The 13,443-nt window shown below is 71.0% G+C and carries 13 protein-coding genes and 1 riboswitch; of the genes, 4 read left to right on the top strand and 9 right to left on the bottom strand.

The window, feature by feature from the left end:
- Positions 1–14 precede the first annotated feature (14 nt).
- The 7 genes from AC07DI_RS31875 to AC07DI_RS31845 form a co-directional block, all read right to left on the bottom strand.
- A complete protein-coding gene (locus tag AC07DI_RS31875; RefSeq protein WP_478907870.1) occupies positions 15–908 on the bottom strand; it encodes an energy-coupling factor ABC transporter ATP-binding protein in 894 nt (297 codons plus the stop codon).
- Positions 905–1,654: a cobalt ECF transporter T component CbiQ gene (gene cbiQ, locus AC07DI_RS31870; RefSeq protein ID WP_478907868.1), complete on the bottom strand. Its 750-nt coding sequence runs from the start codon at positions 1,652–1,654 to the stop codon at positions 905–907. The genes AC07DI_RS31875 and cbiQ overlap by 4 nt, the downstream gene beginning before the upstream one ends.
- A 6-nt stretch (positions 1,655–1,660) precedes the next feature.
- The gene (locus tag AC07DI_RS31865; RefSeq protein ID WP_478907866.1) at positions 1,661–2,047 is read right to left on the bottom strand and encodes an energy-coupling factor ABC transporter substrate-binding protein; all 387 of its coding nucleotides are present in this window, start codon (positions 2,045–2,047) and stop codon (positions 1,661–1,663) included.
- Positions 2,047–2,772, bottom strand: coding sequence for an energy-coupling factor ABC transporter permease (locus AC07DI_RS31860; RefSeq protein ID WP_384252605.1), 726 nt, complete (start codon positions 2,770–2,772; stop codon positions 2,047–2,049). Before AC07DI_RS31860 ends, AC07DI_RS31865 begins: the two co-directional genes overlap by 1 nt.
- Positions 2,773–2,802: 30 nt before the next feature.
- Positions 2,803–2,986, bottom strand: a riboswitch (cobalamin riboswitch).
- A gap of 107 nt (positions 2,987–3,093) precedes the next feature.
- Complete coding sequence (locus tag AC07DI_RS31855) at positions 3,094–4,668, bottom strand: PTS ascorbate transporter subunit IIC (protein ID WP_478907864.1); 1,575 nt, start codon at positions 4,666–4,668, stop codon at positions 3,094–3,096.
- Positions 4,669–4,758: 90 nt separating this feature from the next.
- Positions 4,759–5,559 carry a PTS sugar transporter subunit IIAB gene (locus tag AC07DI_RS31850; RefSeq protein ID WP_478907862.1) on the bottom strand — a complete coding sequence of 267 codons (801 nt, stop codon included), beginning with the start codon at positions 5,557–5,559 and terminating at the stop codon, positions 4,759–4,761.
- A 228-nt stretch (positions 5,560–5,787) separates the two neighbouring features.
- Positions 5,788–8,010, bottom strand: a complete 2,223-nt coding sequence (locus AC07DI_RS31845; RefSeq protein WP_384252612.1) for an MMPL family transporter — start codon at positions 8,008–8,010, stop codon at positions 5,788–5,790.
- Between the two features lie 471 nt (positions 8,011–8,481).
- Between AC07DI_RS31845 and AC07DI_RS31840 the strand changes: the two genes are divergently transcribed.
- Positions 8,482–9,264, top strand: a complete 783-nt coding sequence (locus AC07DI_RS31840; protein WP_478907860.1) for an arylamine N-acetyltransferase family protein — start codon at positions 8,482–8,484, stop codon at positions 9,262–9,264.
- A 145-nt stretch (positions 9,265–9,409) separates the two neighbouring features.
- On the top strand, positions 9,410–9,886 hold the full coding sequence (locus AC07DI_RS31835) for a VOC family protein (protein ID WP_478907858.1): 477 nt from the start codon (positions 9,410–9,412) through the stop codon (positions 9,884–9,886).
- 79 nt (positions 9,887–9,965) lie between these two features.
- Here AC07DI_RS31835 and AC07DI_RS31830 read toward each other — a convergent pair whose 3' ends face one another.
- Positions 9,966–10,697, bottom strand: a complete 732-nt coding sequence (locus AC07DI_RS31830; RefSeq protein ID WP_478907856.1) for a class I SAM-dependent methyltransferase — start codon at positions 10,695–10,697, stop codon at positions 9,966–9,968.
- 152 nt (positions 10,698–10,849) lie between these two features.
- On the opposite strand from AC07DI_RS31830, the gene AC07DI_RS31825 reads away from it, so the two are divergent.
- Entirely contained in the window at positions 10,850–11,686 is an 837-nt protein-coding gene (locus AC07DI_RS31825; RefSeq protein WP_478907855.1) for a hypothetical protein, read from the top strand.
- A 19-nt stretch (positions 11,687–11,705) separates the two neighbouring features.
- Here AC07DI_RS31825 and AC07DI_RS31820 read toward each other — a convergent pair whose 3' ends face one another.
- Complete coding sequence (locus tag AC07DI_RS31820) at positions 11,706–12,203, bottom strand: GNAT family N-acetyltransferase (protein ID WP_478907853.1); 498 nt, start codon at positions 12,201–12,203, stop codon at positions 11,706–11,708.
- Between the two features lie 374 nt (positions 12,204–12,577).
- On the opposite strand from AC07DI_RS31820, the gene AC07DI_RS31815 reads away from it, so the two are divergent.
- Positions 12,578–13,441: an alpha/beta fold hydrolase gene (locus tag AC07DI_RS31815; protein WP_478907851.1), complete on the top strand. Its 864-nt coding sequence runs from the start codon at positions 12,578–12,580 to the stop codon at positions 13,439–13,441.
- Positions 13,442–13,443 lie beyond the last annotated feature (2 nt).

The following is a 13,443-nucleotide window of genomic DNA, read 5'->3' as shown; positions in this document are numbered from 1 at the left end:
GGGGAACGGCTCCCTCAGCGCTCCCCCGCCCCCGCCCCCGCCACCAGCGCCGCCAGCTCCTCCGCCGTGCGCGGGCCCTCGCCCGCGTCGGCCGCCAGGCCGTGCGTGCGCAGGAGTTCGGCGACCGCGATTCCCCACGGCAGGTGCAGGCCGGCCTGGGTGAGCAGGTCACGGCGGCCCAGCATCTCCGCGACCGGTCCTGTCCGCACCCCGGCGGGGGTGAGCAGCGCCGCGTCGTCGGCCCAGCGCAGGGCCAGGTCCACGTCGTGGGTCGCCATGACCACCGTCGTGCCCGCGTCCCGCAACCGTTGCAGCGTGGCGAGGAGACGCTCCTGGCCGTCGGGGTCGAGTCCGGCGGTCGGCTCGTCAAGGACCAGTACGCGGGGGCGCATCGCGACGGCGCCGGCGATGGCGGTGCGTTTGCGCTGGCCGTAGGAGAGCAGGTGGGTCGGGCGGTCGGCCAGCGCGGTGATGTCGAGCGCCGTGAGCGCCTCGGCGACCCTGGCCCGCACCTCCGCGTCGGACAGGCCGAGATTGAGCGGCCCGAAGGACACGTCCTGCTCGACGGAGGCGGCGAACAGCTGGTCGTCGGGGTCCTGGACGACCAGCTGCACGGTCGTGCGCAGCCGGGTCAGGCCCTTGCGGTCGTACGTCACGGGGACGCCCTCGACCGTCAACCGGCCCGCGGCGGGCCGCAGTCCGCCGCTGAGCAGCCGCATGAGGGTGGTCTTGCCGCTGCCGTTGCGGCCGAGCAGGGCGAGGGCGCGGCCCTCGACGACATCGAAGTCGAGGCCGCTGAGCACGGTGGGCCCGTCCTCGTACGCGTAGGACGCGGCGCGCAGGGCGACCACCGGGTCGCCCGGTCCGCCGCGGGCGCCCGGCTCGCGCAGAACCCTCGGCTCGGTCATGGCAGGAACCTTTCCAGTACGAGGGTGAGGGCCACCAGGCCCACGAGGAGTGCCGCGCCGACGGCCACGAAGGGCCGCGAGATGCGGGCGTCGGGCACGAGGACGCGCAGTGTGCCGTCATAGCCGCGTCCCGCGAGCCCGGCCTGCAGACGGCTCGCCCGGTCGAAGGCCCGCACGAACGCGGTGGCGCCGAGACCGGCCAGGGAACGCCAGGTGGCGGCGCGAGTGGTGTGACCGAGCCGGGCGGCCTGGGCCTGCCGGATCCGGCTCATGGAGTCGAGGAGCAGGAAGCTCATCCGGTAAGTGACGAGTGCCACGTCCACGACCGGTGCGGGCACGCCCGCCTTCACCAGCCGGGGCAACAGGTCCGACATCGGTGTGGTGAAGGCGAAGAGGAGCACGCCGAGGGAGGCCGCGGAGGTGCGCAGGAGGAGGCCGCCCGCGCGCGCCGGGCCGCCGTCGGCGAACGTGACGAATCCGTCGGGACCGCCGAGTTGGACGAGCAGCGTCAGCGCGCCGGTGACACAGAAGCCGAGCGGCACCCGGTAGGCGCGCCACAGTTTGCGAGGGGGCACGCCCGCGGGGCCGAGCAGCAGGACGAGCGCGGTGACCAGGACGAGCGCGGCGCCCGGCCAGGGCGGCAGCGAGATGGCCAGGACGGTGAGGCCGAGCCCGAGCACGGCCTTGTCCACGGGGTGGCGGCGGCGCCAGCGACTGCTGTGCGCCGCCGCGTCGATGGGCAGCACGCCGGATCAGACCTGCTCGGTCTCGGGCCGGGCGCCCTCGGCGTCGGCCTGCGTACCGGCCGCCTGCTCCGTCCGCTCCTGCTGAGTTCGCGCCGGCTCCGCGCCCTGGCGGCGCCCCTTGCGCAGCCCGAAGTAGTACGCGAGCACACCGGCGCCGAGGGCCGCCTGCAGGGCGAACAGCGCCGATTCGATCTCCCCGGACGGGGGTTCGTACAGCGGGGAGAACCACGGCTTGTAGTCCGGCTCGATCTCGGTGATCGCCGTCTCGGCCTGCGAGTCGGCGCCGGTGAACGGTTCTTCCTTGTCGTCGCCGAGCCCGAGGGCCAGGGGCAGCACCGCGAGCGCGGCGACGACGACGAGCAGCAGGATGTTGATCTTCGCGTTCCGGCTCATCAGGCGCTGGCCCCCGTCTCCGTAGTGGTCGTGGTCGTCGTCGTCACGGTCTGCTTCCGCTTGCCCTGCAGCAGCACGCCGAGCCGGGTCAGCTCGCCCTTGCTGGACTGCACGAGCAGCCGCATCACCAGGACGGTGAGCAGTCCTTCGCTGACCGCGAGGGGGATCTGGGTGACGGCGAAGATGCCGCCGAACTTCCCCAGCGCGCCGAGGAACCCGCTGCTGGGGTCGGGGAAGGCGAGCGCCAGCTGGACACTGGTGACGCAGTACGTGGACAGGTCGGCGACGAACGCCCCGAAGAACACGGCGACCATGAGCGGCACGTCGTACCGCTTGAGGAGCCGGTAGACCGCGTATCCGGCCCAGGGCCCCACGATCGCCATCGAGAACACGTTGGCGCCCAGGGTGGTGAGGCCGCCGTGGGCGAGCAGCAGGGCCTGGAAGAGCAGGGTGATGGTGCCGAGCACCGTCATGATGGGTGGCCGGAACAGGATCGCTCCGAGCCCGGTTCCCGTCGGGTGCGAGCAACTGCCCGTGACGGACGGGATCTTCAGTGCGGAAAGGACAAAAGTAAAGGCCCCGGAGGCGCCGAGGAGCAGGGTGCTCTCCGGGTGCTCCTTGACCTCACGGGTCAGGGAGCGGACTCCGTGGACGACGAACGGCGCGGACGCTACGCCCCAGGCGATCGCGTGCGCCGGCGGGAGGAAACCCTCGGCTATGTGCATGGCTCGGCAGACCCTCTCCAGCACCTCGTGGATGGACAACGCGCCCTGGCCGGTCTCCTGGCTGACGGGTCGTACCGACCGGACTCCGCCTTCCCGGGTACGTGTGCACCCAGTGGCTGCCGCGAGGGCTGGAGCCGGACTTCCCGATCACAGTGGCGAGGGCCGCACCGGCATCACACCGGATTTCCCGAGCACCAAGGCGTGGTGACATTAGTGCGCAACTGATCTGCTGACAACTCGCGCCATGGTGGTGGGGGTGGCAGACGCGGGCGCGTGTACCACCGCGTGCGCCCCTGTTCAGAGGCTGTACACGGGCATTGCTCAGGGCCGGTCGTCCGGGGGCGGGGGCGGCTTCGGGGCACCGCGCGGAGGCGCGATCTTCGCGTACGCAACGGGTGAACCCGCGGCGGTCCCGGTCGCCGACGGCAAGCCCGCCCTGTGCGCGGGGAGCAGGGCGTCGCGGTGGGCTCCGGGGTCCCAGCCGGTCTCCACGACGCGCTTCTGGAAGACGACCGCGCCGAGCAGGACCGCCGCGCCGAGCAGCAGCATCAGGACGACTCCGCCGGTCCCGCCCGTCTTGGCCGCGTAGCCGGTGAGCGTGCCGAACCAGCCGAAGTCGGCGTCGCCGAAGGTCGTGTTCTCCTCGCCGAAGGCGCCGAGGACCTTCAGGAGGAGGGCGGGCAGGAGGGTGATGAGGACGCCGTTGACGAAGGCGCCGAGGGCCGCGCCGCGACGGCCGCCGGTCGCGTTGCCGTAGACGCCCGCCGCGCCGCCGGTGAAGAAGTGCGGGACGAGGCCGGGCAGGACGAGGGCGAGGCCGAAGGCCGGGTGGAAGACCCAGGCGAGCAGGCCGAGGCTGACAAGACCGCCGGTGAAGCTGGCGATGAAGCCGACCAGGACGGCGTTCTGTGCATAGGGGAAGACGATGGGCGCGTCGAGGGAGGGCACCGCGCCGGGCACCAGTTTGCGGGCGATGCCCTGGAAGGCGGGGACGAGTTCACCGAGGATCGTGCGGACACCGAAGAGGATCACGGCGACGGCGATGCCGAACTGCAGGCCCTGCATGACCGACTGCATGACGTAGTCGCCGACACCGCTCGCGCCCGCGGCCCCGTGCTCGCCGAACGCCTTGAACGCCTCCTCCTTTCCCACCTTCCCGAGGAAGACCAGGGACATGATCACGTAGATCAGCACCATCGACAGGGCGGTCGCCACCATCGAGTCGCGCAGGAAGCGCAGCCCTTCGGGGAGGTTCATCTCCTCGGTGCTGCGACTGCGCCTGCCCACCAACTGCCCTGTCGCGCCCGCCGCGATGTACCCGGCCGTCCCGAAGTGGCCGATCGCGACGCTGTCGTTGCCGGTGACGCGCTTGGTCCAGGGGTGTGCGAAGGCGGGCAGGGCCACCAGCAGGATGCCGAGCAGGACTCCGCCGACGACGACCACGACCCATGACGGCCGGCCCGCGACGGCCAGGACCATCGTCAGCAGGGTCGCCATGAACAGCATGTGATGCCCGGTCAGGAACACGTAGCGCAGGGGGGTGAAGCGGGCGAGGGCCAGGCTGATGGCGAACCCGAGGATCATCAGCCAGGCGACGCGGGCGCCGTACTCCTGCTGCGCGATGCCGACGATCGCCTCGTTGGTGGGGATCACGCCGTGCGCTCCGGTCGCGCCCTGGATCATCTCGCCGAGCGGGGCGAGGGCGCCGACGACGAGCGTGGCGCCCGCCCCGATGAGCAGGAAGCCGAGCGTCGCCTTGATGGCGCCGCCGACGACCTGCCCGGTCGGCTTCCGCAGCGCGATCAGGCCCGCGGCCGTGATGAGGCCGATGAGGTAGGCGGGTTGGCTGAGGATCTCGTTGACGAGAAACTCGGCGATCGACACGAGCCGGTCCATGGTGGTTCTCCTTGCCCGGGGGCCGGGCCGTCAGACGTCGCAGGTGCCCCTCAGACGTCGTAGATGTCCCTCAGACGACGTAGGTGATCCTCATACGTCGTAGGTGTCCCTGAGCACGCGGTCGGCCTCGGCCGCGCTGGTGAAGTCCTCGACGACCTTCACCGGTACGCCCACGTCACCGAGGGCCCCGGCGATCTCCCGCGAGGTGAGGATGGCGACGGCCTCGTTGGCCTTGCCCTTGGCCGAGATGGTGTCGGTCGCCTCGACGGTGACGTACCGGCTCCACCCCCAGTGGTCCAGGACGCCTTCGAGCGTCTGCTTGAGGAAGAGACTCGTACCGACCCCGTTGCCGCACACCGTCAGGATCTTGTGCGGCTCTCCGCCACGCGCCGCATCCTGCCGCGACCCCGCGTCCTCTTCCTGCCGCGCTCCCGCCTGCGCTCCCCCGCCTACGAGGATGGCGCGCACCGCCTGCGGGGTCGCCGCTTCCCGCAGTGCGCGCGCCGTCCCGGGGTCGGCGAGCATCCTGGCCAGGCCGCCCATCGCGGCGGTGTGTTCGGACGCCTCCTCGGCGGCGAGACCGACGACCAGCCCGACCGGGTCGTTGGCCTCGTGCCCGAACGCCACCGGAGCCGCGAGCCGCACCCAGGACATGCCGGTGCGCAGGACGGCGGCCGAGGGCCGGGCGTGGGCGAAGGCGAGTCCGGGCGCGATGACGATGTAGGGACCGTTGTCCAGGACGTTCTGGATCATCTCCGCGGTGTACGCGTCCGTGGCGGCGCCCGTCGCGACCATCAGGTCACCGGCGCGCCGGACGGCCTCGCGCCAGTCGGCCGCCGGGGCGTCGAGGAGCACGGCTTCCACGGGGAGGATCTCGCTCAGCGCTGCCATGCACATGATTCTCGCCGACGGAGGAGGTCCGGGGCGCACGGGGCGGTGCCGCACCACGTTCACCCGCGCCAACGGTGAGCCGATGCCCTTAGCCCCTGGTCAGGTCAGGTCCGGATGGTCTACGTGGACCGCCAAGACGGGCGGGCCGGTCGGGGCACTCCCTCTGAAGGGATGTCCCGACCGGCCCGCCCGTACTTGACCGGCACGCCCGTCCTCGACGGTGCGGTCCTACCTGCTCACGGGGGCGAGCTCGCGGTCCTTCTCGTCGGCCTCGGGCCACCCCGTGTCGCCGAGGTTCTTGTGCAGCTTCTCGCCCTCCACGTCCACGTTGGGCAGCAGCCTGTCCAGCCAGCGCGGCAGCCACCAGGCGGACTTGCCGAGCAGGGCGAGGACCGCGGGCACGATCGCCATGCGGACGACGAAGGCGTCGAAGAGGACGGCGACGGCGAGACCGAAGCCCATCATCTTGATCATGTCGTCGTTCTCCATGATGAAGCCGGAGAAGACGCTGATCATGATGATCGCGGCCGCGGCCACGACCCGTCCGCCGTGGGTGAAGCCGGTGACGACCGACTCCCCGGAGTTCGCCCCGTGGACGTACGCCTCGCGCATCCGCGTCACGAGGAAGACCTCGTAGTCCATCGCCAGGCCGAAGACCACGCCGATCATGAAGATCGGCATCATGCTCATGATCGGGCCGGGCTGGTCGACGCCCACGATGTCCGCGAGCCAGCCCCACTGGAAGACCGCGACCACGGCGCCGAGCGCGGCGGCCACCGAGAGCAGGAAGCCGAGCGCCGCCTTGAGCGGGACGAGGACCGAGCGGAAGACGAGCATCAGGAGCAGGAAGGCGAGTCCGACGACCAGGCCGAGGTAGGGCAGGAGGGCGTCGTCCAGGGTCTGCGAGAAGTCGATGGTCATCGCGGTCTGGCCGGTGACCAGGATCTCGGAGCCGGTGTCGGATCCGATGCCGTCGGCGGTCGAGCGGATCGACTTGACCAGTTCCTCGGTCTCGTGGTCGCTCGGCCCGGTCTTCGGGACGACGTTCATGATGGCGGTGTCGCCGGCCTTGTTGGCCTGGGCCGGGGTGACGGTCGCGACGCCCTTGATCTTGCCGATGGAGTCGCCGACGGTCTTGGCGGCGGCCGCCACGCCGGAGTCCTTGCTGACGGTGACCATCAGCGGGCCGTTGAAGCCGGCGCCGAAGGACTCGGACAGCATGTCGTACGCCTTGCGCTGCGTGGTGTCCGGCGCCGACGTGCCCTCGTCCGGCAGACCGAGTTCCAGGCTGGCGGCCGGGACGGCCACGGCGCCGAGGCCGATGACGGCGACCATGAGCACGGCGAGCGGGTGGCGCAGCACGAAGCGGGCCCAGCGGGTGCCGAGCTTCGGCTTGGCGTTCGGGTCGGCCAGTTCGCTCGCGGACTTCTTGCGGTCCTTGCGGCGCAGCACCTTGCGGCCGGCGAAGCCGAGCAGCGCGGGGATCATGGTGAGCGCGATGAGGACGGCGATCACGACGGTGCCTGCCGCGGCCAGGCCCATCTTGGTGAGGATGGGGATGTTGACGATCGAGAGGCCCGAGAGGGCGACGACGACGGTCAGTCCGGCGAAGACCACGGCGGAGCCCGCGGTTCCGGTGGCCCGGCCCGCCGCTTCCTCCGGGGTCCGGCCCTCGGTGATCTCCGCTCGGAAGCGGGAGACGATGAAGAGGGCGTAGTCGATGCCGACGGCGAGGCCGATCATCATCGCGAGCGTGGAGGTCGTGGCGGAGAGGTCGAGAGTGCTGCCGAGCGCCGCGATGCCGGAGATGCCGATGCCGACGCCGATGAGCGCGGTGAGGAGCGGCATGCCCGCGGCGACCAGCGAACCGAAGGTCAGGATCAGGACGACCGCGGAGATCGCGATGCCGATGAGTTCGGCGCTGCCGCCCATCTCCTGTTCGGCCATGACGGCGTCGCCGCCGGTCTCCACCGTAAAGCCCGCGTCGCGGGTCTTGTCGGTCGCGTCGGTCAGCGCGTCACGCGCCTTGTCGGTCAGCTCGGTGGCCGCCACCTTGTAGGTGACCGAGGTGTAGGCGGTGGAGCCGTCCTTGCTGACGGTCTGGGCCTTGTAGGGGTCGTCGACGCTCGACACCTGCGGGCCCTTGCCTATCGCCGCGACGAGCTTCTCGACCTCGGCCTTGGGCTTGGCCGAGTCGATCTTCTCCCCTTCGGGGGCGCGGATCACTACGCGGGCGCTCGCTCCTTCGGCGCTGGCGTCGGGGAAGCGCTTCTCCAGCAGGTCGAAGGCCTTCTGCGACTCCGTACCCGGCATCGAGAAGGAGTCCTCGGGCGGGGCGGGGGCGGCCGAGGAGGCGAAGATGGCCCCCGCCAGCGCCACTACCCAGAGCAGCGCCACATAGCGGCGCCGCCGGAAGGCGAGGCGGCCTAGTTTGTACAGGAACGTAGCCACGGCGAAGGGGACTCCCGTCGGGTTCGGCAGCAGGAACGCCCCTCTTCCGCCGTGATCGGCGCACGTCAGGGTGTTCAGCAGGATTCCTCTCCATCCTCACTGCCGATTGCGCGGAACAAGTCCGCCTGCGAGCCGGACTATCGGCCCACGGCCGTTGTAGTGCACCGTGCGCGAAGTCATCCCATGGGAGGAGGGCCGATCTCCTTTTCTAGTTCACAGGGTGCAGTCACGTGTCAATGATTTCTTCATCATTGGCGCGGAATTGCCCATTCCCTTTTTGCCGTCCGGCGCCTTCGGCGATTTACCTGCATCATTCACGCATCGTTATCGGTGCCGGGCGACGGCGTGAACGGCCGATGGCCTGTTCTCGTCGTCCGGTTGACTCGTTCCGGAGTCCTAGGACCGACGGAGGGCGCGGGCGCCGTCCGAGGCCCGAGCCGGGTTCCCCGCCGCCCCGCCACACTGGTCTCCATGGACACCGAACAGATCGACGCGTACCTGCGGCGCATCGGCGCCGACCGGCCCGTCGCCCCCACCTCGCGGGCCCTGCACGACCTGCACCTGGCACACCTGCGCGGCGTTCCCTTCGAGAACCTCTCGATCCACCTGGACGAGGACATCGAACTCAGCGACAAGGCACTGGTGTCGAAGGTCGTGGACGCGCGCCGAGGCGGCTTCTGCTACGAACTCAACGGCGCGTTCGCCGCCCTGCTGACGAGCCTCGGTTTCGACGTCGCGCTGCTGCAGGCCCGGGTGTACGACGACGCGGGGCAGCCCGGCATCCCCTACGACCATCTGGCGCTGCGCGTACGCACCGAGGACGGCGGCGACTGGCTGGCGGATGTCGGCTTCGGGGCGCACAGCCAACTGCCGCTGGCCTTCGGCGACCGGGGCGAGCAGGCGGACCCGGACGGCACGTTCCGCGTCACGGAGACTCCCGAGGGCGATCTGGCGGTCTCCCGGGACGGCAAGCCGCAGTACCTCGCCGAGCCGAGGCCGCGCGCCCTGACCGATTTCAAGGTCGGCGCCTGGTACCACCGCACGTCGCCCGACTCCCACTTCACGCAGTCCCTGGTCTGTTCCCGCCTGACCGGCACCGGCCGGATCACCCTCAGCGGCCGCAACCTGACGACCACCGTGGCCGGCGAACGGCAGACCACCGAGCTGACCACGGAGGCCGAGGTGCTCGCGGCGTACGAGCAGCACTTCGGCATCGTGCTCGAACGGGAGCCGCGCGTGCGCGAGCTCCGCTGACGGGCGGATGACGCGATCCGGTCGGCACGGGGCGATGAGTTCCGGGCACCGCGACGGTCCACATAGGCAGAACCACATAGGCAGAGCCACATAGCCGGACATGGAGAACGCGGGCAGGACCGCGCGTACGCGACAGGAGAGCATCATGCCCAGGATCACGCCCAACCTCTGGTTCGACCTGCAGAGCGAGGAGGCCGCCCAGTTCTACGTCTCGGTCTTCCCGAACTCTGAGATCAAGAAGGTCTCCTACTACGGAGAAGGCGCCCCACGCCCGGCCGGCACCGTCCTGACAGTGGAGTTCGTGCTGGACGGGCAGTCCTACACGGCGATCAACGGCGGCCCTGACTTCACCTTCAACGAGGCCGTCTCCTTCCACATCGACTGCGCCGACCAGGCAGAGGTCGACCACTACTGGACGAAGCTCTCCGAGGGCGGCGAAGAAGGGCCCTGCGGATGGCTGAAGGACAAGTACGGCCTGTCGTGGCAGGTCGTACCGGCCGTGCTCGGCGAGCTCATCACCGACCCGGACCCCGAGCGGTCCCAGCGCGCCATGCAGGCGATGCTCGGCATGAAGAAGCTGGACGCCGCCGCGCTGGAGGCGGCGGCCGACGGCAAGGTGTAGCGGCCCCGGAAGCACGGGCGCGGAAGCACGGGCCCGGAAGCACGGGCGAGATCCGGCCGGTACACGGCCGGGGCCCGTCCTACATCTTTCGCGCCACCACGAGGCGCCAGTGGGGAGCCCCGTCGGCGCGCCGCCCGAACTCCTCCAGGGGCCGCAGCCGCACGTCGAACCCCGCGTCGACGAGATCCGCCCGCACACCGCCGAGCGGGAACGTCCGGTAGTACATGACGAACCGCGGGCGCCACAGCAGGTTGCGCACGCGCATCACGCCGTCGAAACCGCGCAACGCCCAGTACCAGCGAGAGGTGAAGCCCTGCGGCGCGCCGATCGGGAAGGCGAAGAGGCCGCCGGGGCGCAGTGCCCGGTGGACGCCGGCGAACAGGGCGGGCCGCTCGGCGGGCAGGAAGTGGCCGAACGCCCCGAAGCTGACGGCCAGGTCGTAGCCCCCGGTGAAGGGAAGGGCGCGGGCGTCGGCGCGCACCCAGTCGACCGCGGGGCCGCCGGGGCCGGGCTCGGGCACCGCCTGTGCCGCGGCGGCCAGCATCCCCGCGCTGAAGTCCACACCGGTGATCCGTTCGCGGCACAGCGGCAGCAGCGCCCCGACGCCCGCGCCGGTCCCGCAGCAGACGTCGAGGCCCGCGTCGAAGGGTCCCAAGGGGCACAGCACGTCGGCGGTCGCCGCCAGGAACCGGCCAGGCGTACGAAAGGGGGTGTGGTCGAACTTGGGGGCGAGCAGGTCGTACCCGTGCTCGGTGGACGACAGCGCCTGAACGGCGAGCTCACGCAGCGTGGGACCCTGGGAGGTGAACATCGGCTCCAGGGTAGCCAGGGGGACGGCCGCGCGGGTCTCCGCCCGGGCGGCGACGTGGCCGGATAGCGCCAGGAGGTCTACCGGGGGGCGGTACGGGTCGGGTAGAGGTGCACTTTCGCCCCAGACCCGTTCTTCGCTCCCGGAGGTGCCCCATGGCCACAGACCGGAACAGGACAAGGACCGCATCGGGCAAGACCCGATTCGACGACATCTACGACCAGCCGGACCCGCGCGCCTACTTCCGGACGCTGGCGCCCTACGAGTACGAGATCCCGCAGCACGCCCAGGCCGTGTTCCGCCGCACCCGCGACCTGCGGGCCCGGCAGCGGTCCGGCGGCGAGGGCCCCGTGACCGTCCTCGACCTGTGCTGCTCGTACGGCATCAACGCGGCGCTGCTCAACCACGATCTGACCCTCGCCGACCTGTACGCGCACTACACCTGCGACGAGGCGGCGGCCCTCACTCCGCACGAACTCGTCGAGCGCGACAAGGAGTTCTACGCCTCACGGCGCCGCCCCGACGCCACCCCGGTCATCGGTCTCGACATGGCGGAGAACGCCACCCGCTACGCACTCGACGCGGGACTGCTCGACGAGGCGTACGCCGAGAACCTGGAGCGGCATCCGCCCAGCGACGGGCTGCGCCGCGCGGTCGCCCGCACCGGCCTGATCACGGTCACCGGCGGTATCGGCTACATCTCGCACCGCACCTTCGACGCCCTGCTGGGCTGCGCGCGGGAGCCGGTGTGGGTGAGTGCGTTCGTGCTGCGGACCGTGCCCTACGACCGTATCGCCGAGACCCTGGCCGCACACGGCCTCACCACGGTGACGGACTCCTCGCGGACCTATGCGCAGCGCCTGTTCACCAGCCCCGAGGAACGTCGCGACGCCGTCCGTCAGGTGATCCTCGCGGGCGCGGACCCCACGGGGTACGAGTCGGAGGGCCGCTATCACACGCGGCTGCACGAGTCGCGGCCGCGCACCGACTGATCCCCGGGCCGCGCGCGCGTCAGAACGTCAGGGCGTAGCTGATCCCGGGGCTACCGGAGAGCCGGACCTCGCCGACCGGCTCGAAGCCGGTGCGGGCCAGCACGGCTTGGGAGGCCGGGTTGTCGTGCGTCGTCGCGGCGCGCAGTCCCGCCAGCCCGTAGGTGGTGACGGCAAGTTCGCAGACCTGTCGGACGGCCCAGGTGGCCAGGCCCCGGCCCGCGGCCTTCTCCGCGATCCGGTAGCCGAGGTCGGCGCGGCCGTCCGCCACGTCGACCAGGTTGACCCGCCCGACGACCTCACCGCCGTCTCCCACCAGCACGTGGAAGTAGCAGATCCCGGCGTCCTGTTCGGCGATGAGCGCGCGCAGGCGGTCGTCGAAGTCGCGGAAGTAGGCGTCTGTGCGGTCGGGCACCGAAGCGGCGAAGTAGGCGCGGTTCGTCTCCTCGAAGGAGAGCAGCGCGGGCGCGTGGTCGGGGCGAAGGAGCTGGATGTCGGGGGTGGTTACAGGCGTGGGCATGGCAGAACCTTACGAACTCCGCGACCGGGGCTCGACTGCATTTCGCGGGGCCGAGCGAGCGGGCGCCGAGGTATGGAGGGAGCACTCCGGGGCAGACGGGCCGGAATGTTGACGGCAGTGGCGTCAGAGGCGCTGGCGTCGGCGCCGGCGGGGAAGTTGTCTGAGGTATGGACGTCTGAGGTGCAGACGTCTGACGTGTAGATGTCTGAGGTGCGGGTGTCTGACGTGTGGATGTCTGAGGTGCGGGTGTCTGAGACGCAGACGTCTGACGTGCAGACGTCTGACGTGTAGACGTCTGAGATGCAGACGTCTGACGTGTAGACGTCTGAGATGCAGACGTCTGAGATGCAGACGTCTGAGATGCAGGAGGCTGCGTGTTCGACGGCTTCGAGTTGATGCGGTGTGAGGGCGACGGCGTTCGCCTGAGGGTGCGTCACGGCGGCAGCGGCCCGCCGGTGCTGCTTCTGCACGGTCATCCGCGCACGCACGCGACCTGGCACCGCGTGGCCCCGCCGCTGGCCGCGGCCGGCCACACCGTGGTCTGCCCCGACCTGCGGGGCTACGGCGAGTCGGACAAGCCGCCGACCGACGAGCTGCACCGCCCGTACTCCAAGCGCGCCATGGCCGACGACTGCCTGGCGCTCATGCGCCGCCTCGGGCACGAACGGTTCGCCGTCGTCGGGCACGACCGGGGCGCGTACGTGGCCACCCGTCTCGCCCTTGACCATCCCGGGGCCGTGTCCGCCCTCAGTGTGCTCGACGCCGTCCCCATCTGGGAGGCGCTGCGACGCTGCGACGCCGCGTTCGCCGCGAGTTGGTGGCACTGGTTCTTCCTCGGCCAGACCGACAAGCCCGCCGAACGCGTCATCAACGCCGACCCCGACGCCTGGTACAAGGCCACCCGCGAGCAGATGGGCGCCGAAGCGTACGAGGACTACCGGCGCGCGATCCACGACCCGGCCACCGTGCACGCGATGTGCGAGGACTACCGGGCCGGTCTCGGCATCGACCGGGAGCACGACGACGCCGACCGGCGGGCCGGCCGGCGCGTCGACTGTCCCCTACAGGTGCTGTGGGCCACCCGCGACGACATGACCGACCTCTACGGTGACGTGCTGGGCGTCTGGCGCGACTGGGCGGGCGGCCGGCTGGAGGGCGGCCCCATCGCCTCCGGGCACCACATCGCCGAGGAGGCGCCCGAAGCACTCGTCGTCGCGCTCCGGGAGTTCTGGCGGTGACC

The organism is Streptomyces sp. NPDC044106 (assembly GCF_056433985.1).
This window is presented reverse-complemented; position numbering and strand designations above follow the sequence as displayed.

What these genes read in the sequence shown, in the direction of transcription:
- AC07DI_RS31820 (WP_478907853.1), bottom strand. Translation starts at nt 12,203, where the DNA reads ATGCCCACGCCTGTAACCACCCCCGACATCCAGCTCCTTCGCCCCGAC.
- AC07DI_RS31850 (WP_478907862.1), bottom strand. Translation starts at nt 5,559, where the DNA reads ATGGCAGCGCTGAGCGAGATCCTCCCCGTGGAAGCCGTGCTCCTCGAC.
- AC07DI_RS31825 (WP_478907855.1), top strand. Translation starts at nt 10,850, where the DNA reads ATGGCCACAGACCGGAACAGGACAAGGACCGCATCGGGCAAGACCCGA.
- AC07DI_RS31865 (WP_478907866.1), bottom strand. Translation starts at nt 2,047, where the DNA reads ATGAGCCGGAACGCGAAGATCAACATCCTGCTGCTCGTCGTCGTCGCC.
- AC07DI_RS31830 (WP_478907856.1), bottom strand. Translation starts at nt 10,697, where the DNA reads ATGTTCACCTCCCAGGGTCCCACGCTGCGTGAGCTCGCCGTTCAGGCG.
- AC07DI_RS31860 (WP_384252605.1), bottom strand. Translation starts at nt 2,772, where the DNA reads ATGCACATAGCCGAGGGTTTCCTCCCGCCGGCGCACGCGATCGCCTGG.
- AC07DI_RS31855 (WP_478907864.1), bottom strand. Translation starts at nt 4,668, where the DNA reads ATGGACCGGCTCGTGTCGATCGCCGAGTTTCTCGTCAACGAGATCCTC.
- AC07DI_RS31835 (WP_478907858.1), top strand. Translation starts at nt 9,410, where the DNA reads ATGCCCAGGATCACGCCCAACCTCTGGTTCGACCTGCAGAGCGAGGAG.
- AC07DI_RS31875 (WP_478907870.1), bottom strand. Translation starts at nt 908, where the DNA reads ATGACCGAGCCGAGGGTTCTGCGCGAGCCGGGCGCCCGCGGCGGACCG.
- AC07DI_RS31840 (WP_478907860.1), top strand. Translation starts at nt 8,482, where the DNA reads ATGGACACCGAACAGATCGACGCGTACCTGCGGCGCATCGGCGCCGAC.